This is a genomic window from Herbaspirillum sp. GW103, from assembly GCF_000261365.1.
Lineage (GTDB): Bacteria > Pseudomonadota > Gammaproteobacteria > Burkholderiales > Burkholderiaceae_D > Herbaspirillum.
Genome location: NZ_AJVC01000003.1, coordinates 1,896,698 through 1,920,747 on the forward strand (window position 1 = coordinate 1,896,698; position 24,050 = coordinate 1,920,747).

19 protein-coding genes and 2 tRNA genes are annotated in these 24,050 nt (G+C 63.1%); 5 read left to right on the forward strand and 16 right to left on the reverse strand.

What is annotated here, in order from left to right:
- Positions 1 to 53 precede the first annotated feature (53 nt).
- The 4 genes from GWL_RS12040 to GWL_RS12055 all read right to left on the reverse strand — a co-directional run bounded on the left by GWL_RS12040 (position 54) and on the right by GWL_RS12055 (position 6,314).
- Complete coding sequence (locus GWL_RS12040; RefSeq protein WP_008330364.1) at positions 54 to 1,823, reverse strand: methyl-accepting chemotaxis protein; 1,770 nt, start codon at positions 1,821 to 1,823, stop codon at positions 54 to 56.
- Between the two features lie 308 nt (positions 1,824 to 2,131).
- Entirely contained in the window at positions 2,132 to 3,241 is a 1,110-nt protein-coding gene (locus tag GWL_RS12045; protein WP_008330365.1) for a beta-propeller fold lactonase family protein, read from the reverse strand.
- Between the two features lie 85 nt (positions 3,242 to 3,326).
- Positions 3,327 to 4,895 (reverse strand): galactarate dehydratase, encoded by a 1,569-nt coding sequence (gene garD / locus GWL_RS12050; RefSeq protein WP_008330366.1) that lies wholly within the window; start codon positions 4,893 to 4,895, stop codon positions 3,327 to 3,329.
- Between the two features lie 78 nt (positions 4,896 to 4,973).
- On the reverse strand, positions 4,974 to 6,314 hold the full coding sequence (locus tag GWL_RS12055) for an MFS transporter (protein WP_008330369.1): 1,341 nt from the start codon (positions 6,312 to 6,314) through the stop codon (positions 4,974 to 4,976).
- A 343-nt stretch (positions 6,315 to 6,657) separates the two neighbouring features.
- On the opposite strand from GWL_RS12055, the gene GWL_RS12060 reads away from it, so the two are divergent.
- The gene (locus GWL_RS12060) at positions 6,658 to 7,716 is read left to right on the forward strand and encodes a permease (protein ID WP_034350702.1); all 1,059 of its coding nucleotides are present in this window, start codon (positions 6,658 to 6,660) and stop codon (positions 7,714 to 7,716) included.
- A 14-nt stretch (positions 7,717 to 7,730) separates the two neighbouring features.
- Here the strand turns inward: GWL_RS12060 and mnmH are convergent, their stop codons facing one another.
- The 6 genes from mnmH to GWL_RS12095 form a co-directional block, all read right to left on the reverse strand.
- Complete coding sequence (gene mnmH / locus GWL_RS12065) at positions 7,731 to 8,822, reverse strand: tRNA 2-selenouridine(34) synthase MnmH (RefSeq protein ID WP_008330374.1); 1,092 nt, start codon at positions 8,820 to 8,822, stop codon at positions 7,731 to 7,733.
- On the reverse strand, positions 8,822 to 9,856 hold the full coding sequence (gene selD, locus GWL_RS12070; protein WP_008330375.1) for a selenide, water dikinase SelD: 1,035 nt from the start codon (positions 9,854 to 9,856) through the stop codon (positions 8,822 to 8,824). Before selD ends, mnmH begins: the two co-directional genes overlap by 1 nt.
- Before the next feature lie 478 nt (positions 9,857 to 10,334).
- Positions 10,335 to 10,916: a nucleotidyltransferase domain-containing protein gene (locus GWL_RS12080; RefSeq protein WP_008330388.1), complete on the reverse strand. Its 582-nt coding sequence runs from the start codon at positions 10,914 to 10,916 to the stop codon at positions 10,335 to 10,337.
- Between the two features lie 113 nt (positions 10,917 to 11,029).
- Positions 11,030 to 11,105, reverse strand: a tRNA-Asn gene (locus tag GWL_RS12085).
- 181 nt (positions 11,106 to 11,286) lie between these two features.
- Positions 11,287 to 11,362, reverse strand: a tRNA-Asn gene (locus GWL_RS12090).
- A gap of 126 nt (positions 11,363 to 11,488) precedes the next feature.
- Positions 11,489 to 12,706, reverse strand: a complete 1,218-nt coding sequence (locus GWL_RS12095; protein WP_008330389.1) for an amino acid aminotransferase — start codon at positions 12,704 to 12,706, stop codon at positions 11,489 to 11,491.
- A 421-nt stretch (positions 12,707 to 13,127) separates the two neighbouring features.
- On the opposite strand from GWL_RS12095, the gene uvrB reads away from it, so the two are divergent.
- Positions 13,128 to 15,209 (forward strand): excinuclease ABC subunit UvrB, encoded by a 2,082-nt coding sequence (gene uvrB / locus GWL_RS12100; protein ID WP_008330391.1) that lies wholly within the window; start codon positions 13,128 to 13,130, stop codon positions 15,207 to 15,209.
- A gap of 72 nt (positions 15,210 to 15,281) precedes the next feature.
- Positions 15,282 to 16,079: a uracil-DNA glycosylase gene (locus GWL_RS12105; RefSeq protein WP_008330392.1), complete on the forward strand. Its 798-nt coding sequence runs from the start codon at positions 15,282 to 15,284 to the stop codon at positions 16,077 to 16,079.
- A 25-nt stretch (positions 16,080 to 16,104) separates the two neighbouring features.
- Here the strand turns inward: GWL_RS12105 and GWL_RS12110 are convergent, their stop codons facing one another.
- Together GWL_RS12110 and GWL_RS12115 are read right to left on the reverse strand one after the other, a co-directional pair.
- Positions 16,105 to 18,108: a methyl-accepting chemotaxis protein gene (locus GWL_RS12110; RefSeq protein ID WP_008330405.1), complete on the reverse strand. Its 2,004-nt coding sequence runs from the start codon at positions 18,106 to 18,108 to the stop codon at positions 16,105 to 16,107.
- A gap of 472 nt (positions 18,109 to 18,580) precedes the next feature.
- Positions 18,581 to 18,835: a hypothetical protein gene (locus GWL_RS12115; protein WP_034350705.1), complete on the reverse strand. Its 255-nt coding sequence runs from the start codon at positions 18,833 to 18,835 to the stop codon at positions 18,581 to 18,583.
- Positions 18,836 to 18,938: 103 nt separating this feature from the next.
- On the opposite strand from GWL_RS12115, the gene GWL_RS12120 reads away from it, so the two are divergent.
- The gene (locus GWL_RS12120; RefSeq protein WP_034350484.1) at positions 18,939 to 19,877 is read left to right on the forward strand and encodes a LysR substrate-binding domain-containing protein; all 939 of its coding nucleotides are present in this window, start codon (positions 18,939 to 18,941) and stop codon (positions 19,875 to 19,877) included.
- Between the two features lie 45 nt (positions 19,878 to 19,922).
- Here GWL_RS12120 and GWL_RS12125 read toward each other — a convergent pair whose 3' ends face one another.
- The 4 genes from GWL_RS12125 to GWL_RS12140 form a co-directional block, all read right to left on the reverse strand.
- Positions 19,923 to 20,240 (reverse strand): putative quinol monooxygenase, encoded by a 318-nt coding sequence (locus GWL_RS12125; RefSeq protein ID WP_008330411.1) that lies wholly within the window; start codon positions 20,238 to 20,240, stop codon positions 19,923 to 19,925.
- Positions 20,241 to 20,320: 80 nt separating this feature from the next.
- On the reverse strand, positions 20,321 to 21,241 hold the full coding sequence (locus tag GWL_RS12130) for a metal ABC transporter substrate-binding protein (protein WP_008330413.1): 921 nt from the start codon (positions 21,239 to 21,241) through the stop codon (positions 20,321 to 20,323).
- A 58-nt stretch (positions 21,242 to 21,299) separates the two neighbouring features.
- Positions 21,300 to 22,187, reverse strand: coding sequence for a metal ABC transporter permease (locus tag GWL_RS12135; protein WP_008330415.1), 888 nt, complete (start codon positions 22,185 to 22,187; stop codon positions 21,300 to 21,302).
- Positions 22,184 to 23,020, reverse strand: coding sequence for a metal ABC transporter ATP-binding protein (locus tag GWL_RS12140; RefSeq protein WP_008330417.1), 837 nt, complete (start codon positions 23,018 to 23,020; stop codon positions 22,184 to 22,186). Before GWL_RS12140 ends, GWL_RS12135 begins: the two co-directional genes overlap by 4 nt.
- Before the next feature lie 423 nt (positions 23,021 to 23,443).
- Between GWL_RS12140 and GWL_RS12145 the strand changes: the two genes are divergently transcribed.
- Positions 23,444 to 24,037, forward strand: coding sequence for a DUF2796 domain-containing protein (locus tag GWL_RS12145; protein WP_034350485.1), 594 nt, complete (start codon positions 23,444 to 23,446; stop codon positions 24,035 to 24,037).
- The last annotated feature ends 13 nt before the right edge of the window (positions 24,038 to 24,050 follow it).

Sequence of the window (24,050 nt, forward strand, 5' to 3'; positions counted from 1 at the left end):
AAAACCTCCGTAGCCGAAGCGACGGAGGTTTTCGTGAAGGGAAATGCCAAAACTCAGAACTCTTCCCAATCCTGTGCATCGTCCTTGATGCGGCTGCCTGGCGCCGGTGGCGTGGCCTTGGCCGGTTTGGCGGGCGGCAACTTGGGCGCCGCCTTCGGTGTGGCTGCAGCGGACGGCGCGGCGGGCACGGCAGGCGCAACCGGTGCAACCGCAGCCGGGGGCGGCGCCATCGGCGCCGGACGCGGCTTGGCTACCGGGCTGGCAATCTGGTGCGCATCGATCTTGAAGATGCTCACCGCGCCCACCAGGTTGGTGGCCTGGGCCTGCAGCGATTGCGCCGCAGCCGCTGCCTGTTCCACCAGAGCGGCGTTCTGCTGGGTCACTTCATCCATCTGGGTGATGGCGCGATTGACCTGTTCGATGCCGGTGCTCTGCTCGCGGCTGGCCTCGGCGATCTCACCGACGATGTCGGTCACGCGCTGCACGCTGGTGACCACTTCGCTCATGGTGGCGCCGGCCTGCTCCACCAACTGGCTGCCGGCTTCAACCTTCTCCACCGAATCATCGATGAGCGACTTGATCTCCTTGGCCGCCGCCGCCGAACGCTGCGCCAGCGAACGCACTTCCGAGGCCACCACGGCAAAGCCGCGGCCCTGCTCACCGGCCCGGGCGGCTTCCACCGCTGCATTCAGGGCCAGGATATTGGTCTGGAAGGCGATGCCATCGATGACGCTGATGATGTCGACGATCTTGCGCGAGGAATCATTGATGGCCTGCATGGTGTCGACCACCTGCGAAACCACTTCCCCACCCTTGCTGGCGGTGGAGGAGGCCGAATGCGCCAACTGGTTGGCCTGCAGGGCATTGTCGGCGTTCTGCTTGACGGTGCCGGTCAACTGTTCCATGGAGGCGGCGGTCTCTTCCAGGGAGCTGGCCTGCTGCTCGGTGCGCGAAGACAGGTCCATGTTGCCGGCGGCGATTTCCTTGGCACTGGTATCGATGCTGTCGGAACTGCTGCGCACGCGGCCCACGGTGGTCAACAGCGCCTGCTGCATGCTGCGGATGGCCGAGAACAGGCGGCCAATCTCGTTGTTGTTCTTGACATCCACCTTGGTCGTCAGGTCGCCATTGGCCACCAGGTCCAGCAGGTGAACGGCACGGTTGAGCGGCGTGAGGACGATGTTGCGCAGCATGAAATGCACCCCGATCACCAGGAACAGGGCACCGATCAGACCGGCGACCACCAGCCAGACCACCATGTTGTATTCGTGCTGGCGCTCGCTGGCGGCGGTGTTGTTGAGATCCATGGCCCGCTTCTGGAACTGGTCCAGCGCCTTGGAGAAGCGCGCTCCGGCCGGATTGATCTGCTTGTCGTTGAGCTCCGAATACGCGGCGGTATCGCCCGCCTTCAACTCACCGGCGGCCTTGAGCAGCAGGTCGGAGAGTGCGCGCGCCGATTCGATGAGTTCCTTCTTCACCGCCGGCTCCTCGCCGGCCAGCTCGGACATCTTGCTGAACTCCTCCACGTACTTGAGGCCACGGTCATAGCTGGTCTGGGCGCTCTTGAGGGCGCCCTCGGTGACGGCCGGATCGTTCTTTTCCTTCAGATTGGCATAGGCGCGCGTGAGCGCAGAGCGTGTGCGCGTGGTGTCCTTGTAGGCGTCATTGATGACGATGACATGCTCGGCGATCTCATGCACGTATTCCGTGGCCTGGTTGGCCCGACCCAGCGCAAAGATCCCCACGCCGGCCCCCACTACGATCATGCATGAAAACAGCGCAAGCGCGCTCATCAGGCTGAAGCGAACCGTCAGATTCCGCATTCCCTCTCTCCGCTTAATATTTGTACAACAACAAATGAAATGAACAACCTGGCGCAGACGATACAACAGCGAGGCACGCTTCATATCGGCGGCAAACTGACCAAAACGGCCCCAATTCCCGGTTAGGGCACTCGGCAAACAGGTGCTTGCGTATTGTGCAACGGCAACACCCGGCACTGGCTGTCCTGGATCAAGCCGGCTTCATATGTGACGGCAATCATGTGAAAAAGCTTGTCGGATTTACCTCCGACAAGCTCAAAAAACAACATATTGACGATTTGAATACTGAAGAAATCAGCAACCAGGGATCAGGGGGCTGCCGGCAGGTCGATGATCTCGACCCAGTTCGGGTTGCGTCCGAGGGTATAGCGGAAGAGCGGGGTCAGGGCGCCGCTGTCATGGTTGATGGCGTAGCTGGTCAGTCCGGCCTTCTGGCCGACCGCCAGCAGATAGCGCCCCTGCGGATCGATGTTGAAGCCGCGCGGCTGGGTTTCGGTGGGAATGTTGAGGATGCGCGTGAGCTTGCCGCTGGCCAGGTCCACGCGATAGCCGGTGAGCGTATTGGAGGTACGCTCGCTGGCATAGAGGAAGCGGCCATCGGGGGTCAGGTGCAGGTCGGCCGCCGCCAGTTGCTCGCTGGTCTTGAAGCCTTCCGGCAAGGCCGAATCACTGCCCTGCAGGGTCAGGGTCCCGGCGCGACGGTCATAGGCGTAGGTGTTGACGGTGGCATCGAGCTCATTGGTCGAATAGACGAAACGCTGGTCCGGCGAAAACACGAAGTGGCGCGGCCCCGCACCGGCCCTGGTAGCCACGGAGGGCGGCGTATTGGGCGTGAGCGCACCGGTGGCCGCATCGAAGCGGTACTGCAGGATCACGTCACTGCCGAGGTTGCTGGCGAAGACGAAGGCATTGGCCGGATCGACCTGCACCGAGTGGGCGTTCTTCCCGGTCGGGATCACAGCCAGCGGCGGCGCCTGCACGGTGCCGTCGCTGGCGATCGCATTGACCGAGATCTTGTTGCCCGAGTAGGACGCCGCCAGCAGATAGCGGCCGCTGCGGTCGGTGGCGATGTTGGCCATGTTGTCGGCCAGCGGCGCCTTGGAAAGGACCTTGAGCTTGCCGCTGCGGGGATCGATGGCATAGCTGACGACCGAATAAGGCTGGCCTCGCAGGGAGGCATACAGGAAGCGGTGGTCCGGGCTGATGGCCAGCGGCATCACGGTGCTGCCGGTATCGACCTGCTCGATCAGATTGACGCTGCCGTCGCCATTGAGCCTGAGCACATAGATGTCCTGGCTGTCGGCGTTGGAGACATAGGCCACGGTGGCCGCATGGGCGTAGCCGGTGGCCAGACTGAGGGCGGAAGTGGCGATGAAGGTGGCAAGACGGGAAGAGGATGGGGAAACAGGGCTGCTCATGCGGTCTCCTGGCGGATCAACGTTGTTGTTGGTATGTGAAAGGAAAAAAAAAGGACCCGCAAGCAGGTCCCAAGGGAGGATGGCATCAGGTCACCGGCGCCGGGTTGAACAGGGTCAGTGCGTTGTGCAGCTTCCATTGTTCGGCCCAGGTGCGCTTCTTGCCGCTGGCCACGTCCAGCATCAGCTGGAACAGTTCCCAGCCGACCTGTTCGATGGTGGCTTCGCCGCTGGCGATGCGTCCGGCATTGACATCCATCAGGTCATGCCAGCGTCGCGCCAGATCGTTGCGGGTGGCGACCTTGATGACCGGCACGGCCGCCAGGCCATAGGGCGTACCACGGCCTGTGGTGAAGATATGAAGGTTCATGCCGGCGGCCAGCTGCAAGGTGCCGCAGATGAAGTCGGAGGCCGGGGTGGCGGCGTAGATCAGGCCCTTCTGCTGAAGTTTGTCGCCCGGCGCGAGCACGCCCGAAATCGGGCTGGAGCCGGACTTGACGATGGAACCCATGGCCTTCTCGACGATGTTGGCCAGACCGCCCTTCTTGTTGCCGGGGGTGGTGTTGGCGCTGCGGTCCACGCCGCCTTGCTTCAAGTAATTGTCGTACCAGTCCATCTCGCGGATCATGGCCTGGGCCACTTCCTCATTGACGGCGCGCGAGGTCAGCTGGTCGATGCCGTCACGCACCTCGGTCACTTCCGAGAACATCACCGACGCCCCGGCGCGCACCAGCAGGTCGGTGGCAAAGCCCACCGCCGGATTGGCCGTCACACCGGAGAAGGCATCGCTGCCGCCACACTGCACACCGACCACCAGGTCCGAGGCCGGGCAGGTTTCGCGGCGGCGCTTGTTCAGTTCGGTCAGGCGTGCCTCGGCCATGGTCATGATGGAATCGATCATGGAGTTGAAACCGACGTGTTCCGCATCCTGCAGGCAGACCACATAGGGTTCACCGGCCTTGTGGATGGGGATCATGTTTTCCGGCAGCAGGCGGTTGGGCTGGAGCTTTTCGCAGCCCAGGCTGACCACCATGGCCTGGCCGCCGAAGTTGGGGTTCAGGCTGATGTTGCGCAGGGTGCGGATGGGGATGCCGGCATTGGGCGCATCGATGGCCACGCCGCAACCGTAGGTGTGCTCCAGCGCCACCACATCTTCCACATTGGGATACTTGGGCAGCAGCTCGGCGCGGATGCGCTTGACCGCATGTTCCACCACGCCGGCCACGCATTGCACGGTGGTGGTGATGGCCAGCAGGTTGCGCGTGCCCACCGAGCCATCGGCATTGCGGTAGCCCTCGAAGGTATAGCCTTCCAGCGGCGGCTGCGGCGCCGGTTTCCTGGTGGCGATGGGCAGGTTGTCGAGTTCGCGCGCCGGCGGCATCTGCACCAGCGATTCCTCGATCCAGCTGCCCTTGGGAATATCACGCACGGCATAGCCGATGGCCACGTCGTAGCGCACGATGGCTTCGCCCTGCTTGAGGTCGCGCAGGGCGATCTTGTGCCCCTGGGGCACGCGGTCGACCAGGGTCAGACCGTCGGGGAACACGGTGCCGGCGGGCAGGCCGCCGTCATTGACGACGATGGCGACATTGTCAGTGTCGTTCATCATGATGTAACGCGGAGTGAATGCCTGGCTGGCGACGGTATCGGTGCTCATGCTAAGTCCCAAAACGACAGAATGCTGCAATTGAATGAAAAAGGCGGCCACTGCCGGAGCGGCCGCCGACAAGGCGGATCAGGCGTCCTTGAGTTCGACGCGCTTGATTTCCTTGACGATCACAAGATAGCTGATCACGGTCACCAGCGCATTGATGCCCACGAACACCAGGGCACCGGCGAAGGAACCGGTTTGCTTGACGATGTAACCGATCACGATGGGGGTGGTGATGCCGGCCACGTTGCCGAACATGTTGAACAGGCCACCGGACAGGCCCACGATCTGCTTGGGTGCGGTATCGGCCACCACGGCCCAGCCCAGCGCGCCCACGCCCTTGCCGAAGAAAGCCAGGGCCATGATGCCCACCACCATCCACTGCGCCTCGACGTAGTTGCACAGGATCATGGTCATCGACAGCAACATGCCGCCCACGATGGGGATCTTGCGCGACCAGGTGACCGACATGCCGCTCTTGATGAGACGGTCCGAGATCAGGCCGCCGACCACGCCACCGATGAAGCCGCACACCGCCGGGATCGAGGCCACGAAACCGGCCTTGAGAATGGACATGCCACGCTCCTGCACCAGATACACCGGGAACCAGGTCAGGAAGAAATAGGTAATCACGTTGATACAGTACTGGCCGATGTACACGCCCAGCAGCATGCGGTTGGACAGCAACTGGCGGATATATCCCTTGCCCTTGGTGGAGGGAGCGGCGACCTTCCTGTTGTCCATGTCGACCAGGCCGCCACCGGATTCGATGTGCTGCAGTTCGGCCTGGTTGATGCGCGGATGATCCTTGGGGCTGTAGATGACCCGGCCCCAGACCATCGCCAGCAGGATACCGACCACGCCCATGACGGTGAAGACGTGATGCCAGCTGTAGCTGTGCACGATCCAGGCCATCAGCGGCGTGAAGATCACGGCTGCGAAGTATTGCGCCGAATTGAAGATGGCCGAGGCGGTGCCGCGCTCCTTGGTCGGGAACCAGGCCGCGACGATGCGACCATTGGCCGGGAAGGACGGTGCCTCGGCCAAGCCCACCATGAAGCGCAGCAGGAACAGCGCGATCACGGCCGAAGCCGTGCTCATCCAGGTCACACCGGCCTGCAGGAAGGTGAAGAAAGACCACAGGGCGATACTCCACATGTAGATCTTCTTGGAGCCGAAGCGGTCCAGCAGCCAGCCGCCCGGCAGTTGTGCCAGCACGTAGGCCCAGCTGAAGGCCGAGAAGATGTAGCCCATGGTCACCGGGTCCAGCGACAGTTCGGTCTTCATCGCCGACCCGGCGATGGACAAGGTGGCACGATCAGCGTAGTTGACCGTGGTGACGACGAACAGCAGGAACAGGATCAGATAGCGGATATGGGTGGGCTTGACCGCCCCAGCGCCGCCGGTGGTGTTGCTTTGCGCCAATTGAATTCTCCAGGTCTCTCGCCATCCGTGCCGCCCACCGGCTGCGCACAGACGCCGCGGGAACACGGACGTACTGGCGTGGAGCCTGCTGGGCGGGTCTCTTGGCGTATTGTTGTGCTTTGAATAGGGTTGTTATAAGACGTCATACAACAGCAAGCGCAGTATAGCAGGACGCCAACCGGACGCAAGCGCTGAATGCGCCCGGTACGATCGTTCTCGTGCGGTGGGCATGGAGCTATTGCGTCGGGGGGGGGGACGTTGTATGACCTGTCCCTTCGCCGCGCTGACGAAGCGGCGCGGCGCAGGTATCATGCGCGGACTCTTCATTTCGCCAAGATTTCCCATGACACCCTCTTCCACCATCTCGCGCGGCAATTCCGCCTGGCTCAAGCCGCTGTTGTTCGTCCTGGTGGCCGCCATCGGCCTCTATTACGTCAAGTGGTCGCCCTACTATCTGAAATCCTTCGTGGCCGCCGACAAGCACAGCATCGGCGCATCCATCCTGGGCAATGCACCGGCCGCACCGTGGTCGGCGGCGCTGGAATATGCCGGCGTCTACTTCCTGGCCATCTGGAAAGCCGCCGTACTGGGCGTGTTGCTGGGCTCGCTGGTGCAGGTGCTGGTGCCGCGCGACTGGCTGCTGCGCGTGTTCGGCCGCGCCGGCCTGGGCTCGACGCTGCGCGGCGGGCTGTTCGCCCTGCCGGGCATGATGTGCACCTGCTGCGCCGCCCCGGTGGTGGCGGGCATGCGCCGTCAGCAGGTCTCGGTCGGCGCCGCGCTGGCGTTCTGGATCGCCAACCCGGTGCTCAATCCGGCCACGCTGGTGTTCATGGGATTCGTACTGGGCTGGGACTTCGCTGCGCTGCGACTGGTGGCCGGTGTGCTGCTGGTGGTGGGCGTGTCGCTGATCGCGCAGCGCGTGGCGCAAGCCGAAACACTGCCGCAGGCGGCACTGGATGCGGTGGCCGCTGCCGAATACGAACCGATGGACGATGGACGTCACTTCCTGGTCCGCTGGGCCAGCAAGCTGTGGCAATTGTTCTGGACCACCATGCCGGTCTACATCGTGGTGGTGCTGGCGCTGGGCGCAGCGCGGGTGTGGCTGTTCCCGCAGGTGGATGCCGGCATGGGCAACAGCCTGCTGTGGATCGTGGCGCTGGCGGTGGTGGGCACGCTGTTCGTGATTCCCACGGCGGCCGAAATCCCCATCGTGCAATCGATGTTGTCCCTGGGCATGGGCGTGGGCCCCGGCGTGGCGCTGCTGATGACCCTGCCCAGCATCAGCCTGCCTTCGCTGCTGATGCTGCGCACCTCCTTCACGCCCAAGGTACTGACCACCGTCACGCTGCTGACCATCCTGATCGGCGCGGTCAGCGGGATGGTGGCCGTGGTGCTGCTGTAATGCTGTAAGCAGGCTCAGGGACGATACTGCCGCAGGAAGTCGACCACCTCGGTCTGCTTCCCTGCGAAGAGCAGGCGCGAGCCTTTGGACTCGCGCTGGAAGGCATAGATGGGATCGTAGTATTCGGCCAGCAAGGCATCGATCCAGGCACGGTGCAAGTCGACCACGCCGTCTTTCTCCTGGCGCGCCAGCGCCGTTTCCATCATCTGCAGCAGGCGGCGGTAGCGCTGGTCGCCCAGGCGCTTGACCAGCTTGCCGAGCGCGGCCAGCAGATGGGCGCGATAGCGTTCAAAACCGTGGCGCGGGTCCAGCGTCACGTACTCCTCGCACAAGCCACTGACGTAATCGCGCAGGATGCGCTCAACGCGCCCTTCCCGGCTGTCTTCCAGCCATACCATGGGCAGGCTCTGCATGCGCTGGTGCAAGGCCAGCGGCAAGGCGCAGGCGCCGATCAGGCGGCTCTCGTCTTCCAGCGCGAACCAGTGGTGACCTTGCGCCTGCAATTTGATGAGGGCAATGGCCAGGCGGTGCTCGAAGTCGATGGGCGCAGGCTGCGGGCTGGCGCGCTTGCCGAAACTGGAGCCGCGATGATTGGCGTAGGCTTCCAGGTCCAGGGCATTGTCCAGCTGCAGCAGCACGTCGGTCTTGCCGCTGCCGGTCATGCCCCCCACCACCACGAAGGCGCATTCGGCCAAAGCCTGGTCGATGGCTTGCATCAGGAAGTGCCGCAGCGCCTTGTAGCCGCCGGCCACGCGCGGATAGGCGATACCAGCCTCACTGTTCAACCATTGCTGGGTGATCTGCGAGCGCAGCCCGCCCCGGAAGCAGTACAGGCAGCCTTGCGGATGCGCCCGTGCAAACTTCGCCCAGGCGGCGATGCGTTCCTCCTTGACTGATCCGCTGACCAGTTGATGGCCCAGTTCGATGGCCGACTGCTGGCCCGCTTCCTTGTAGCGCAGGCCGACCTGATGGCGCTCGCTATCGTTCATCAGCGGCAGGTTCACGGCGGTCGGAAAGGCGCCCTTGCCGAATTCCACCGGCGCCCTTGCATCCAGCATGGGCGTATCGGCGAGGAACAGTTCACGGCTGGGCTGCAGATCGGCCATCAAAGCACCTCGACCGCGTAACGCTGTCGTTCCACCAGTTCGCCGATAGGCGCCAGTTCCAGCCCCAGCGCAGCGGCGGTGGCGAGAAATTCCGGATTGGCTTCGGGCCGCACTGCCACCAGCAGGCCGCCGCTGGTCTGGGGATCACACAGCAGATTCTTCTGGGCTTCGCTGAGCGGACTGATCTTGCTGCCATAGCTCTCGACATTGCGTCCGGTACCCCCCGGCACGCAGCCTTCGGCCAGGTAATAAGGTACGCCCGGCAGGCTGGGCACCCGCGCGTGCTGGATGCGTGCGCTCACGTCGCTGCCTTCGCACATTTCCACCAGATGGCCCAACAGGCCGAAGCCGGTCACATCCGTCATCGCAGCCACGCCCGCCAGCTTGCCGAAGCGGCTGCCGGGCTGGTTGAGCTGGCACATCCAGTCGCGTGCCGTGCCGACGTCTTCAGGGCGCAGCTTGCCCTTCTTCTCGGCGGTGGTGAGGATGCCGATGCCCAGCGGCTTGGTGAGGTACAGCAGGCAACCGGCGCTGGCGGTGTCGTTGCGCTTCATGTGGCGCTTCTCCACCACACCGGTCACGGCCAGGCCAAAGATGGGTTCCGGGGCATCGATGGAATGACCACCAGCCAGCGGGATGCCGGCCGCATCGCAGGCCGCGCGGCCACCGCGCACGACTTCGCGCGCCACTTCCGGCGGCAGCACGTTGACCGGCCAGCCGAGGATGGCGATGGCCATGAGCGGATCACCGCCCATGGCGTAGATATCGCTGATGGCATTGGTGGCGGCGATGCGGCCGAAGTCGAAGGGATCATCGACGATGGGCATGAAGAAATCGGTGGTGGAGACCACGCCGCGCTCGTCATCGATGGCATAGACGGCCGCATCATCGCGGGAGGCATTGCCTACCCATAGTTTGGGATCGAGATGCTGGGCGCCGCTGCCGGCGAGGATGACCTCCAGCACCTGCGGTGAAATCTTGCAGCCGCAACCGGCGCCATGGCTGTATTGGGTCAGACGAATCGGGTCGCTCATGGGAAAGTCCTGGCTGGTCGGGGGGATGCCGATTCTAGCAGCGATTGCGGCGCCGGGATGGGCACATGCCTCTGAATGGGCAGCCGGGCAATCACGACAGGCGTTCCAGCACCTCAGCGCAGCGAATCACTTGCAGGCCGAGATCTTCAGTCACCTCGTCACTGCCTTCGTATTCAAAGCCATTGCGAACATCATGCGCCCGTGCGAGCAAGCGCCAGACGTCGGGACCGACCTCCAGCGTGTGAGGCAGGCACTGGAACACCACATAGCGGCTGGCGGCCGGAAACCCTGGCGCCGCAAGGCGGCCAGCGAGAACGCATACGCCGCGCTGTAGCCGAGGAGGAAACGGCCGGATAATGAAAGACCTGGTGCCGAGGCATCTTTGAGCCGATCCCGGCCACTTTGGAGATGGGTATCGATTTCGGCCGCCGAAGGAGGCTCCGGCTTCAGTTGCCCCAACCTGAGGAGATTTTCAAGCTCATTGCGCCCCATCCTGTGCTCCGATCAATTCGATTTTCGGACCAGCCATCACGGAAACCAGAAAATGATTCCGTGCCGCGATCTTTTTCCGGAATTCAGCGGGGCGATACACCGTCAGGGAAATCTTCCTGCCCAGTCTTGCCTCCAGCGCCACCAGCTCGGGGTAGAGATCGGCACTGCCAAGGTCATCCGCCAGCACCAGCAAATCAATGTCACTGGCCGCCGTATCCAAACCCTTGGCAACCGAGCCATAAAGGAAGGCGCGCTCGATGCGTTCCGAAAAAGGCAGCAGCATAGCCTTGATGGTATCGGCGACGCCAAAGGTCTTGCGAATAATGGCGCTCAGTTCCGAAAAAATTGGAGAGTCCGGATTGGGCTTGTAGAGCAAGACGCGCCCCACCTCTTCCCGCAACAACAGGCCGGCCTCGGTCAACTTGCCAAGCTCGCGCTGAGCCGACGCAGAACTGATGCCGGTGCGGCTCATCAGTGCGCGCAGGTGCATCCCTTCCGGCCGCAGGAACAGCTGGCCGAGAATGGCTTGGATGGATTTGGAGAAAAGGGCGTCGCTGAGGGTGCTCATGCGCTCAATTCTAGCTCAATTGCGCTAAATTTGAGCACAAGCAAGCAGAGGTGATGCCTGGCAGGGCCAAAAACAAAAAAGCCCCGCAAGAAACTTGCGAGGCTTTCGTATTCTGGCTCCCCGACCTGGACTCGAACCAGGGACCTGCGGATTAACAGTCCGTCGCTCTACCGACTGAGCTATCAGGGATCAATTGAGGGCGCGATTATGAACGATTTTTTTCAGATTTACCAGAGTGTAAAACGAAAATTTTTTACATCGTTCTGCATCGTGGCGGCATAGCCCTGCCGCTCTTTTGCGCGAGACCAAACAAGCAGCCTCACACTAATTGAAAAGGCCCCGCAATCACTTGCGAGGCCTTCGCATTCTTTGGCTCCCCGACCTGGACTCGAACCAGGGACCTGCGGATTAACAGTCCGTCGCTCTACCGACTGAGCTATCAGGGAACAGCTGAGAAAAAGATTATGACGTGATTTTTATTTCATGTCAAAACTTTTTTCAGGGAAAAGGACGTTTCTCATAGGAGAAAGGCCCCCACGCGCCCCTCTTCCGAAAGAGGGGCGCGCAGGTCCTTACAGCACCTTGGCAATGGCGTCGACCACCACGTCGATGTTCTTGGTGTTCAGTGCCGCCACGCAGATGCGACCGGTGTCGACGGCATAGATCGAGAACTCGTTGCGCAGGCGTTCGACCTGGGCCTTGGTCAGGCCGGAGTAGGAGAACATGCCGCGCTGCTTGATGACGAAATCGAAGTCATGGCCGGGCGCCTTTTCCTTCAGCTTGGCCACCAGCAGTTGACGCATTTCGCGGATGCGTACGCGCATCTCGGCCAGTTCGTCTTCCCACAGCTTGCGCAGTTCGGGCGATGCCAGGGCGGTGGCGACCACCTGGCCACCGTGGATCGGCGGGTTGGAGTAGTTGGTACGCACCACGCGCTTCAGTTGCGACAGCACGCGGGCCGCTTCTTCGGCGCTGGCCGCAGCGATGGACAGCGCGCCCACGCGTTCGCCATACAGCGAGAAGGACTTGGAGAAGGAGTTCGACACGAACAGCGGGCCACCGGCTTCAGCGAAGCGGCGCACCACCTGGCCGTCTTCGGCAATGCCGTCGCCAAAGCCCTGGTAGGCCATGTCCAGGAAGGGCACCAGGCCGCGCGAGGTCACCACTTCGATGACCTGGGTCCACTGGTCGTCGGTCAGGTCGGCGCCGGTCGGGTTGTGGCAGCAGGCGTGCAGCAGCACGACCGAGCCGGTCTTCATGGTCTTCAAGGCCTCCAGCATGCCGGCGAAGTTCACGCCGCGGGTGGCCGGATCATAGTAGGGATAGGCGTTGACCTTGAAACCGGCCATCTCGAACAGGGCACGGTGGTTTTCCCAGCTCGGATCGCTGATCCAGACTTCGGTGCCGGCCGGCGAGAAGTGCTTGAGGAAGTCGGCACCCAGCTTCAGGGCACCGGTACCGCCCAGAGCTTGCACGGTGATCGCACGCTTCTCGGTGACCACGGCGCTGCCGGCGCCGAAGACCAGCTCCTGCACGGCGCGGTCATAGGTGGCCAGGCCGTCGATGGGCAGGTAGGTACGCGGGGCCAGCTTGGCTGCCAGTTCCGCCTCGGCTTTCTTCACGCATTCCAGCAGGGGGACCTTGCCGTTGTCGTCGTAGTACACGCCCACGCCCAGGTTGGTCTTGGCCGGGTTCTGGTCGGCGTTGTAGGCTTCGGTCACGCCCAGGATGGGGTCGCGCGGCGCCATTTCGATGGCGGAAAACAGGGAGGCGGAGACAGGTGCGTTCATCGTGATAACATGAAAAGTTAGCTGCAACAAAGCGCTGCAGAAGGAAATGGGTGCACAGGGAGAGATTCGGATGTGCACCTTTTTGCAACACTGCATTCTAACAAATGTGGATCGCCAATCACAGACACAGACTGGCTCAAATGCCTGCTGAATCTGCATGAAACCATGTTCAATCGACATGACCCCTACCGCGCCAGCCGCCCTCCCCCTATGGATGAGCTGCCCGCTGACGCCGTTTTGCGTCCGGTTTTGCCAGACGCGCCGGTACGGATTACGTCTTGAACTTACACATCCTGGCAGCATTTGATGAATATTCACGCCACCACCTTGCCTGTGTGCAATGCCCTGTCTGCGGGCACTGCCGCGCTATCCTGCACCGTGGCGGCCCATCGGAACTCGCGCGACAAAGGCAACCCCAACCATGGCTGAACTGACCCCCATCAATACCGAGCTGGACGAGAGCAAGTTCGTCACCTTCCCCGACTCGCCCTTCAAGCTCTACCAGGTGTTCCCCCCGGCGGGCGACCAGCCGGCAGCCATCGACAAGCTGGTCGAGGGCGTCCACGACGGCCTGTTCTACCAGACCCTGCTGGGCGTGACCGGCTCGGGCAAGACCTACACCATGGCCAACACGATTGCCCGCCTGGGCCGACCGGCCATCGTGTTTGCCCCCAACAAGACACTGGCGGCACAGCTCTACAGCGAGTTCCGCGAGTTCTTCCCGCACAATGCGGTGGAATATTTCGTCAGCTACTACGACTACTACCAGCCCGAAGCCTACGTCCCCCAGCGCGACCTGTTCATCGAGAAGGATTCCTCGATCAACGAGCACATCGAGCAGATGCGCCTGTCCTGCACCAAGTCGCTGATGGAACGGCGCGACGTGGTGATCGTGGCGACTGTCTCGGCCATCTACGGTATCGGTAACCCGAATGAATACCACCAGATGATCCTGACCCTGCGCGCCAAGGACAAGGTCTCGCAGCGCGACGTCATCGCCCGCCTGATCCAGATGCAGTACACCCGCAACGAAGTGGACTTCGGACGCGGCACCTTCCGCGTGCGCGGCGACACCATCGATGTCTTCCCTGCCGAACATGCCGAACTGGCCGTGCGCATCGAGACCTTCGACGACGAGATCGACAGCCTGCAACTGTTCGATCCGCTGACGGGCCGCGTACGCCAGAAGATCCCGCGCTTCACCATCTATCCCGGTTCGCACTACGTGACGCCGCGCTCGACCGTACTGCGCGCCATCGAAACCATCAAGGAAGAACTGGCCGAGCGCCTGGAATTCTTCCGCAAGGAAAACAAGCTCATCGAAGAACAGCGACTGGAACAGCGCACCCGCTTCGACATCGAGATGATGACCGAGATCGGCTTCACCAAAGGCATCGAAAACTATTCGCGCCATCTCTCCGGCGCCAAGCCGGGCGACCCGCCGCCGACGCTGGTGGATTACCTGCCCAAGGACGCCATCATGTTCCTGGACGAATCGCACGTGCTGATCGGCCAGCTGAACGGCATGTACAACGGCGACCGCGCGCGCAAGGTGAACCTGGTGGACTACGGCTTCCGCCTGCCCTCGGCGCTGGACAATCGCCCTCTGAAGTTCGACGAGTTCGAGAAGAAGATGCGCCAAACCATCTTCGTCTCGGCCACCCCGGCGGACTATGAAAACACCCACGCCGACCAGGTGGTGGAACAGGTGGTTCGCCCGACCGGTCTGGTGGACCCCATCATCGCCGTGCGTCCGGCCACCACCCAGGTGGACGATCTGATGCAGGAGATCAACGACCGCATCGCCAAGGATGAACGCGTGCTGGTGACCACGCTGACCAAGCGCATGGCCGAGCAGCTGACCGAATTCCTCTCCGACAACGGCATCAAGGTGCGCTACCTGCACAGCGACATCGATACGGTCGAGCGTGTGGAAATCATCCGCGACCTGCGCCTGGGCACCTTCGACGTGGTGGTCGGCATCAACCTGCTGCGCGAGGGTCTGGACATTCCCGAAGTCTCGCTGGTGGCCATCCTGGATGCGGACAAGGAAGGCTTCCTGCGTTCCGAGCGCAGCCTGATCCAGACCATCGGCCGCGCCGCCCGCAACCTCAACGGCATGGCCATCCTCTATGGCGATGTGGTAACCGATTCCATGCACAAGGCCATCACCGAGACCGAACGCCGCCGCGCCAAGCAGGTGGCCTTCAACCAGGCCAATGGCATCGTGCCGACCGGCATCAAGAAGGAGATCCGCGAACTGATCGACGGCATCTTCAACCCGGCCCAGGCGCGCACCGAAATGATGGTGGCCGAGGAGAAGAAGAACTACGAATCCATGAGCGAGAAGCAGATCAGCAAGGAGATCAAGCGCCTGGAAAAGCAGATGCAGGAACACGCCAAGAACCTGGAGTTCGAGAAGGCCGCCGCCGCGCGCGACCAGTTGCAACTGTTGAAGCAGCAGCTTTTCGGTGCATCGGGCAGCGATTCGGCGGTGGCCTGATCCTGCGGGGAGGCTGGTCGGGCGGTATACAATGCCGCCACTTTATCGATATGGCCGTTTGCCTCCCCTTTCATGTCTTCCGTTTCCGCCCTCCCCGCTGCCCTGCTGGACCTGATCCACACCGCCCATCCCTCCTGGCATGCCGCCCTGCGCGCCGGCCTGGAGGCGATCCGGCAAGCCGATCCGGCCTACCTCCCCGCCCTCGCGCAGGATGATTACCTGCCCACGGAAGGCCGCCTGTTTGCTGCCTTCACGCAGCCCATGAGCCAGGTGCGCTACGTGCTGGTCGGCGAAGGTCCGTACCCGCGCGCAGCCAGCGCGACCGGCGTGTGCTTCATGGATGGCGCAGTCGGTTCACTGTGGTCGGAAAAGGGCTTGTCCAAACAGGTCAATCGCGCCACCTCCCTGCGCAATTTCATGAAGATGCTGCTGGTTGCCGACGGCGCGCTACAGGCTGGCCAGACCAGTGGCGACGCGCTCGCGGGTATCTCGGCCCGCGCACTGGCGCCGGGCTCGGGCAGCATCCAGACCCTGGCCGACCTGCAGGACAACCTCACCGCGCAAGGTTTCCTGCTGCTCAATGCCAGCCTGGTGTTCCGCACGCACGTGGCGCCGGTAAAGGATGCCAGGGGCTGGAAACCGTTCTTCGAGACGATATTGCGCTCCCTGGCCGAGCATGGCCAGGCGCAAGGCAAGCCCCTGCCCACGCTGGTCCTGTGGGGCAAGATCGCCGAACAGCTGAGCGGCCTGCCACTGCTGGCGTCCTTCCCGCGTGCGGTGGCCGAGCATCCCTACAATCTCAGCTTCATCGAGCACAGCGGCATGCAGCAACTGTTTGCACCCATGCAGCTGCTGAAGAAACGGGCCTGAACCGGCCCGCTTCGCCCTTGCTCGTTCAGAACTCTTCCCAGTCGTCGCCCCCGCCGCTCTTGGGCGCTGCCTTCGGGGCGGCAGGTGGCGCCGGCTCGGCAGGCAGTGCGGGCTTGGTGGCAGGCTTGACTTTGAGGGGCACCGGCTTGGGCGTGATGTTGAGCGGTGCAGGACGCGGCGCCGCAGCGGGCTGCGCAGCAGGATGAGGCACCGGTGGCGGCGTCGTTGCCGCGGACCCGCCACTTTCATCCAGCTTGAATCCGGCCACCACGGCGGCCAGGTGCGCCGCCTGCTCCTGCAGGGATTTGGCTGCGGCTGCCGCCTGTTCCACCAGGGCCGCATTCTGCTGGGTGGCTTCATCCATCAGGGTGACCGCATTGCCCACTTGGGTGATGCCGGTACTCTGCTCCTGGCTGGCCGAACTGATCTCGCCGACGATGTCGGTCACCCGGCGCACGCTGGAGACCACTTCATCCATGGTCGAGCCGGCCTGCGCCACCAGCTGGCTGCCAGCTTCCACCTTTTGCACCGAGTCATCGATCAATTGCTTGATTTCCTTGGCAGCCGTGGCCGAGCGCTGCGCCAGCGAACGCACTTCGGAAGCGACCACCGCAAACCCGCGCCCCTGCTCACCGGCACGGGCCGCTTCCACGGCGGCGTTCAAGGCCAGGATATTGGTCTGGAAGGCGATGCCGTCGATGACGCTGATGATGTCGACGATCTTGCGGGAAGACTCATTGATGGAACTCATGGTACTGACCACCTGGCCCACCACGGTGCCGCCATGCACCGCCACGTCCGAGGCCGACACCGCCAGCTGGTTGGCCTGGCGGGCATTGTCGGCGTTTTGCTTCACGGTGGAGGTGAGTTCTTCCATGGCCGAGGCGGTCTCTTCCAGCGAACCCGCCTGCTGCTCGGTGCGGGCGGACAGGTCCATGTTGCCGCTGGCGATCTCGCTGGAAGAAACCTTCACAGACTCGCTGGCGCGCCGGATATCGAGCAAGGTCCGCGAGATCTTGTCGGCAAAGTGATTGAAGGCGCGCGAGATCTGCGCCAGTTCATCCTTGCCGCTGGTGTCGAGGCGGCGCGTGAGGTCGCCGTCGCCCGAGGCGATCTCGTCCATGGCATTGCGCACCACGCCCAGGCGGCGCAGCAGGCGTGTGATGGTGTAGCTCAGCAGTACCGCGGCCGCCACAATGGCTGCCACCGCCAGCACCACTGCCAGCGCCATCAGGGCGGAAATGGCATGGGTGGCCTCACCGTAATCCAGCGCCACCACCAGCGACCAGTCGGTGTTGTCGATGGGTTGCGTAAACAGCAGATAGGGCAGCCCGCCGATGGTGGCACGGCCGCCCTGCTTCATCCCGGCCAATGAGGCAGCCGACAGATTCTGGTCGAGCGCCGAGACCGGCTTCAAGGCCAGCTCCTTGTTGGGGTGCGTGATGATGAGGCCATCCTTGCCGACGATGAAGGCGAAGCTGGACGGCGTGGGCTTGATGCCAGCCACGGTGCGCACCACGTTGTCCAGCTGCACGTCCGAGCCCAGCACCGCCTGCAAGCTCCCCTTGTCGATGACCGGCTCGGCGAAGGTCACCACCAGCTTGCCGGTGGTGGCGTCCACATAGGGTGCCGTCAGGACCGGCTTGCCGGCCTCGACCGCCTGCTTGTACCAGGGCCGCGCGGTCGGATCATAACCGGCCGGCATCGGATGCAAGGCCAGCATGCGCTTGTCGGGGTAGCCGATGTAGGCATCGTCGAAAGAGCCGGCCTCCTGGACCGCCGCGACGATGGGCAGGACATCGCTCTGTTTGAGGGCCTGCTTCATTGCGCCGGTGATGATGCGCTTGCTGCGCACCCACTCGGTGATGTTGGCGGCGTGGCTTTCGGTGAGCTGGCGGGTCTGGGTGGAAATGGCGCTGAGCGTATCGCTGCGAACGGTATAGATGTTGGCAGCACTGAGAACAATCATGGCCACCGCTACGATGAGTACGCAAATGACGATCAGCCGGGCGCGAAGTGAAGACAACATGATGGACTCCCCTGGTAGAAGCAATGAAGCGGAACTTACAAGAACAGCAACATCTTTCTTTTCCCCGTAACAAATATAGCAGCGCTGCACTACCGCGCGATGTCATTTTTGTTAAGAAGAAAATGTCCGTGCAGCTCAAGCTGACCTGTCTTCCAGAGAGCAGACACCGGTAAACGACAAATCCCCGCAACAGCGGGGATGAGGGATTTCAACGCAGCGTGCGCCTGACCATGCTGGGGGCGCTGTCGGCCAGGAGGCCGCCGTTGCGGATACTACGGAAACTGCAGAGAGTGCCGGATCAAGCCGGCCGATGCGGTGGCAGGGTCTGCCTCTGTGGGCGACTGCTGGCTGCCTGTTGCGGCCCCGGGCGGGCGGAGCCGGTCTCTTCATCATCGTCTTCAGGCGCATCAGGCCTGGTCATACAAGATATTTCAGCTACTGCGGTACTGCATGAAGCTTGCCGCGACGGCGCTCAGATCTGCGATTGCAGCTTCCAGACGGCGTGCAGGTGGCTGTGGTCCAGCTGGCGCAGGCGCACTTCCATCTCGAAGTGATCGGTCACACCTTCGAAGTAGGCGGCGTCGTTCAGCTCGGCAGCATCATTGCGCACCGGCTTCAAGGCGTGGGCAGAGATGACTTGCTGGACGGCAAACTTCACCAGCTCGACCAGGGAGCGCAAATTGTTAGAAAAACCGGCATCTTTTACCAATATACTGACGTTGTTCACGATGAATTCCTTCTGTTTGACGTTTGGGTGATTGAAGAATAAGGTCGCCCCCGGCTTTTGCAAAGCAACATTTTCCGTCACCACTATAAGTTTTTCTTACAGCATGTCGTCATCCCTACCCCCGCTCAAGGCCCTCAAGGTGTTCGAAGCGGCAGTCCGGACGCGGAGTCTGACGCTGGCAGCCCATGAACTGTTCATCACCCATAGTGCGGTCAGCCAGCAGATCAAAACGCTGGAAGAATATTTCGAACAACCGTTGTTTTTACGCCAGTCGCGTGGTGTGGAACCCACGGAAGCGGCTCTGGCCTTCTATGCCGAGGTCAAGGCCAGCCTGGACCGCATCGCCCTGGCGGCCGAACAGCTGTCGCTGGCCGGCAAGAGCCGCGTGGTGCGCATGATCGCCGCGCCCTCGGTGGCGATGCGCTGGCTGATTCCGCGCCTGTCGCAGTTCCAGATCGACAATCCGCGCATCGAGGTTCGTGTCACCACCACCATGTCGGAGTATTTCGAGGATGTGAAGGATCCTTTCGACGTCATCATCTGGCGCAGCCCGCTGGAGCGCAGCGGCTATGACTGCGTGCGCTTCCTGGATGACGTATCGGTGCCGCTGGCCTCGCCGCACTTTCTGGAGACGCACCCGATCCGGGTGCCGCGCGATTTCGTGGAGGTGCCGCTGATCCACCTCTCCAGCCGGTCGGCGGCGTGGTCGCAGTGGCTGGCCAAGGCCGGGGTGGCGGTGCGGCGCAAGATGCCGGGGACGGTGTATGAACATTCCTTCCTGAGCCTGCAAGCGGCGGCTACTGACCAGGGCGTGGGCATGGGCACGCTGGCGCTGGTCGATGACGACCTGGCCGCAGGCCGGCTGGTGCGGCTGTTTCCGGAGATCGTGCTGCACGGAGAGGGTTACCACATGCTCTATCGCAGCAGCGCCGACACCAATCCGGCACTGAAGACCTTCATCACGTGGTTGAAGCAGATGGGCCAGGCATCGTCGTTCGATCCGCAGCAGACCTGGCCGGCGGATTTCCCTGGCGAATACTGAGGGAGTCCGTCCCCGCGTCGCGCACGGGGACGAAAGCGGCGAGGATCAGTCCGCCGACTTGAGCACATGCACCTTGCGATCCGCGATCAGGCCCTTGGACTTCTCGCGGTAGTCGGTCATGTGCGGCAGGGTGAAGTGCAGGCGCAGCGCCTCTTCATCCTTCCACTTCTCGACGAAGGCGAAGGTATCCGGCCCCATCGGCGCCTGGTTGGGACCGAAGCCATCCACATCCACCACCAGTCCATATTCGATGCAGCCAGCCTCGGCGCGCACGGCGGCCAGGTTGGCACGGGCGATGGCCAGCAGCGCTTCACGCTGGCCGGGCTTGGCGGTGATGATGGCGACGACGGTAACGGTGCTCATGCGGGAATTCTCCTGTGCAAGATGACAGACGCCGTCAGGGCGACGGCGCGGGGCCACCAGCATACGCGATTCGGGCGGTCTTAGTTCAGGCGGATCTTTTCCAGCAATTGCGTGATGTTGTAGCGCATCAGCGAGAGGTAGTCCGGTGCCGGGCCATCCGGCTTGGAGAGCGCATCGGCATACAGCTTGCCACCGGGCGCGGTGCCGGATTCACGGGCGATCTGCTGCAGCAGCTTGGGATTGCTCATGTTCTCGAAGAACAGGGCCTTGATCTTTTCACTGCGGATCTGGCGGATCAGGGTGGCGATGTCGCGGGCGCTGGGTTCGCTGTCGGTGGACACGCCCTGGGCCGCCAGGAAGCGCACCTTGTAACGGGCACCAAAGTATTCGAAGGCATCATGCGAGGTGATGACCTTGCGCTTGGCGTCCGGGATCTGGCTGAACTGGCGCGCAGCCCAGGCATCCAGGTCCTGCAGCTTGCTGATGTACGCCTCGCCATTCTTGCGGTAGATCGCAGCGCCGGCCGGGTCCAGCTTGGCCAGGGCAGTGACGATGTTGCGGGTGTAGACGATCACGTTCTGCGGGTCTTGCCAGGCGTGCGGGTCATCCTTGCCGTGATGCTCATGGTCATGGCTCTCTTCGTCCTCTCCCACGCGCTCGCGCGCCTGAATGCCGGCCGAGGCCACCACGATGGGGCCGCGGTAGTTGGCCGATTGCGCCAGCCGATCCATCCAGCCTTCGAAACCGAGGCCATTGACCACGATCAGTTTGGCGCGCGAGACCGCCTTAATGTCGTCCGGGGCCGGCTGGAAGACGTGGGCATCTTCATCCGGGCCGACCAGGGTGGAGACGGCGACGCGATCACCGCCGACATTGGCGACCACGTCGCCCAGGATGCTGAAGCTGGCCAGCACCGGGATGCGCTCGGCAGCAAGCGCCGGCAGGCTCGCTGCCAGGGCCAGAGCGGCCAGCAGCGCTGAGAGGGGACGAAACAGTTTCATGAACACTCCGGGGAAAGAGAAACGGAAGAACGCGGAAAAAGACAGAAAAACCGAAGCCTCACGCCTGCAGATGCGGCCGCCGCAACAGGCGCGGTAGCCAGCCGCGTGGGGCCAACAGCAGCGAGGCGGCATACAGCACGCCGGCGCAGACGATGATGACGGGGCCGGAAGGCACCGAGGCGTAATACGAGATCAGCAACCCGGCATAGCCGGCCAGCATCGCCTGCAGGACGCTGTTGCACAGCTGGGCCGGCAAGGTGTCGTGCCACAGTCGCGCCGAGACCGCCGGCAGCATCATCAGGCCCACCGCCATCAATGTGCCCATGGTCTGGAAGGAGGCCACCAGGTTCATCACCACCAGCATCAGAAACACCTGCTGGTAGATCGCCCCGCCGCTGCGCCCGCCCCCCACGGCCATGTAGGAAGGATCGAAGCTCTCCAGCAGCAGCCCGCGATAGAGCGCGGCGATGCCCAGTACGCTGGCACTGGCCACGCCCGCAATGAGCACCAGCCCCTGGCTGTCCACGCCCAGCACATTGCCGAACAGGATGTGCAGCAGATCGAGCTGGGTGCCGTGGCGCGAGATCAGGATCACACCCAGCGCCAGGGCCACCACGTAGATGGCGGCCAGGCTGGCGTCTTCCTTGAGTTCGGTATGACGACTGATCCAGCCGGCCACGGCCACCACCAGCACACCGGCGGCAAAGCCGCCAATGGACAAGGCCGGCAACGACAGGCCAAAGAAGATGAACCCCACCGCCACGCCCGGCAGCACGGCGTGACTCAGGGCTTCGCCGAACAGGCTCATGCGGCGCAAGGTCAAGAGCACGCCCAGGGGCGCACTGCCCAGCGCCAGGGCAAAGGCGGCCACCAGAGCGCGGCGCATGAAGGAAAATTCCTGGAACGGCGCTATCGCCAGGGCCTGCAGGGTCGAGAGTGCGCTCATGACTGGCCTCCCGGGGTGGCAGCCGGGTGCGTGTGCGAATGCGCATGTGAATGATCGTGCGCATGTTCGTGCATCCTCGACAGGGCCAGCACCTCGGCTTCGCTCACCTCGCACACGCCCGCATGTTCATCCACCGCCTCGGCCATGGCGCGGGCACGTTGCAGATTCTCTTCGCACATCACTTCCGCGGTGTCCCCCCAGGCCACCACGTTGCGCGCCAGCAGCAGGGTCTGCGGGAAGGCGCGACGCACCTGGTCATGGTCGTGCAGCACCGCGATCACGGTACGGCGCTCGGCGTGCCAGGCCGAGATGATGCGCAGCAAGTCGCCGGTGGTGCGGGCATCGATGGCATTGAAGGGTTCATCGAGCAGGATCACCTCGGCATCCTGCAGCAGGATGCGGGCAAACAGCACGCGCTGGAACTGGCCCACCGAAAGACTGGAGACCGGGCGCGCCGAAAAGCCGTCCAGCCCGACCGCCGTGAGCGCCTGCACCGCGCGCTGGCGCATGGCGGCGTCGATGGCGCCCCAGTTGCCCTTGGCCTGCCAGTAGCCCAGCAGCACGCAATCGATCACGGTGATGGGGAAGCTGCGGTCGATCTCGGCCTGCTGCGGCAGGTAGGCGATGCGACGGGCATCCACGTGCGTATGGACGCGACCGTCATTGCAGCGTACCAGGCCCAGCATGGTCTTGAGCAGAGTGCTCTTGCCGGCACCATTGGGGCCGACGATGGCCGTGAGCGAGCCGCGCGCAAAGGCGCCGTTGACGTGGTGCAAGGCCGGATGGCGACGATAGCTCACCGTCAGGTTGTCCAGAGAGATGGCGGCATCCATGTCAGCCCTCCCCCAGCGCCCAGTGCACACCCAGCCACAACAGCAGGACCACGGGCACGACGGCCAGCACGCGCTGCCACCAGGGACTGGCGAGCACGCCTTGTTTCATGAGGATTCGAGAGAAAAACGACACGGCAGGCAATCTGAAAAGAAGCAACACGGGCACCGGACAGCGCGGCCAGCAGCGCTGGTTTCGGCGTACTCGCCCTTGGGCGCAACCGAGTTGCAGAAACAGGGAAAGCAGGCATTATAATGCAACCCTGTTGCAGAATGTAACAACACTGCAAATCCGACCGTTGTCCGGGGCACAATGCCGGACGGACGGCGGATCTTCAGCCCATGTTTGCAGTCTGTCTTCCAGCGTTGTCGACTTGCCGCTCCCCCCTTTGAATTCTCTTTACAACAAGCACAAGAAAGCCGCCCATGTTCCGATCCCGTCCATCGTTTCGACTGATTCCTCTCGTCCTGTTGTCGCTGGCCAGCCTGCCCGTGCTGGCGGCTGGTGAAGGCCATGACCAGCACGGCAACCATCCCGCCCACGTGCATGGAGTGGGCAAGCTGGACGTGGCACTGGAAGGCAATACCCTGACCCTGCACCTGGACAGCCCGCTGATCAATCTGGTCGGCTTCGAACACGCGGCCAACAGCGGCAAGGACAAGGACACGGTGCGCGCAGCCGTGAAGAACCTGCGTGATGTGAACCGCATGTTCGCCACCGACGCCGCCGCCCAGTGCAAGCCGGCCGAGGTGCAGCTGGAGTCCGCCGTGCTGCCGCCCGCCCTGCTGGGCGAGAAGACGTCCGCCAGCAGCGAAGCGGCCCCCACCGATGGCCATGCCGACCTCGACGGCGACTTCACCCTGGTATGCGCCAGCCCCGGCGCGCTCGCCACGGTGGATGTGAGCGGCTTGTTTGCGGCCTTCCCGGGCTTCCACCGTATCGACGTGCAACTGGTCACCCCCAAGAAGCAAGGCGCGGCACAACTGGTGCCGGGCAGCGCACTGATCCCCATGAACTGATGCCGGGGGCCGC

Coding starts and splice junctions, on each gene's coding strand:
- selD (WP_008330375.1), bottom strand. CDS start 9,856: ATGAGCGACCCGATTCGTCTGACCCAATACAGCCATGGCGCCGGTTGC.
- mnmH (WP_008330374.1), bottom strand. CDS start 8,822: ATGGCCGATCTGCAGCCCAGCCGTGAACTGTTCCTCGCCGATACGCCC.
- GWL_RS12140 (WP_008330417.1), bottom strand. CDS start 23,020: ATGGATGCCGCCATCTCTCTGGACAACCTGACGGTGAGCTATCGTCGC.
- GWL_RS12125 (WP_008330411.1), bottom strand. CDS start 20,240: ATGAGCACCGTTACCGTCGTCGCCATCATCACCGCCAAGCCCGGCCAG.
- garD (WP_008330366.1), bottom strand. CDS start 4,895: ATGAGCACCGATACCGTCGCCAGCCAGGCATTCACTCCGCGTTACATC.
- GWL_RS12095 (WP_008330389.1), bottom strand. CDS start 12,706: ATGAACGCACCTGTCTCCGCCTCCCTGTTTTCCGCCATCGAAATGGCG.
- GWL_RS12045 (WP_008330365.1), bottom strand. CDS start 3,241: ATGAGCAGCCCTGTTTCCCCATCCTCTTCCCGTCTTGCCACCTTCATC.
- GWL_RS12110 (WP_008330405.1), bottom strand. CDS start 18,108: ATGTTGTCTTCACTTCGCGCCCGGCTGATCGTCATTTGCGTACTCATC.
- GWL_RS12080 (WP_008330388.1), bottom strand. CDS start 10,916: ATGAGCACCCTCAGCGACGCCCTTTTCTCCAAATCCATCCAAGCCATT.
- GWL_RS12105 (WP_008330392.1), top strand. CDS start 15,282: ATGTCTTCCGTTTCCGCCCTCCCCGCTGCCCTGCTGGACCTGATCCAC.
- GWL_RS12060 (WP_034350702.1), top strand. CDS start 6,658: ATGACACCCTCTTCCACCATCTCGCGCGGCAATTCCGCCTGGCTCAAG.
- GWL_RS12130 (WP_008330413.1), bottom strand. CDS start 21,241: ATGAAACTGTTTCGTCCCCTCTCAGCGCTGCTGGCCGCTCTGGCCCTG.
- GWL_RS12040 (WP_008330364.1), bottom strand. CDS start 1,823: ATGCGGAATCTGACGGTTCGCTTCAGCCTGATGAGCGCGCTTGCGCTG.
- GWL_RS12135 (WP_008330415.1), bottom strand. CDS start 22,187: ATGAGCGCACTCTCGACCCTGCAGGCCCTGGCGATAGCGCCGTTCCAG.
- GWL_RS12145 (WP_034350485.1), top strand. CDS start 23,444: ATGTTCCGATCCCGTCCATCGTTTCGACTGATTCCTCTCGTCCTGTTG.
- GWL_RS12120 (WP_034350484.1), top strand. CDS start 18,939: ATGTCGTCATCCCTACCCCCGCTCAAGGCCCTCAAGGTGTTCGAAGCG.
- uvrB (WP_008330391.1), top strand. CDS start 13,128: ATGGCTGAACTGACCCCCATCAATACCGAGCTGGACGAGAGCAAGTTC.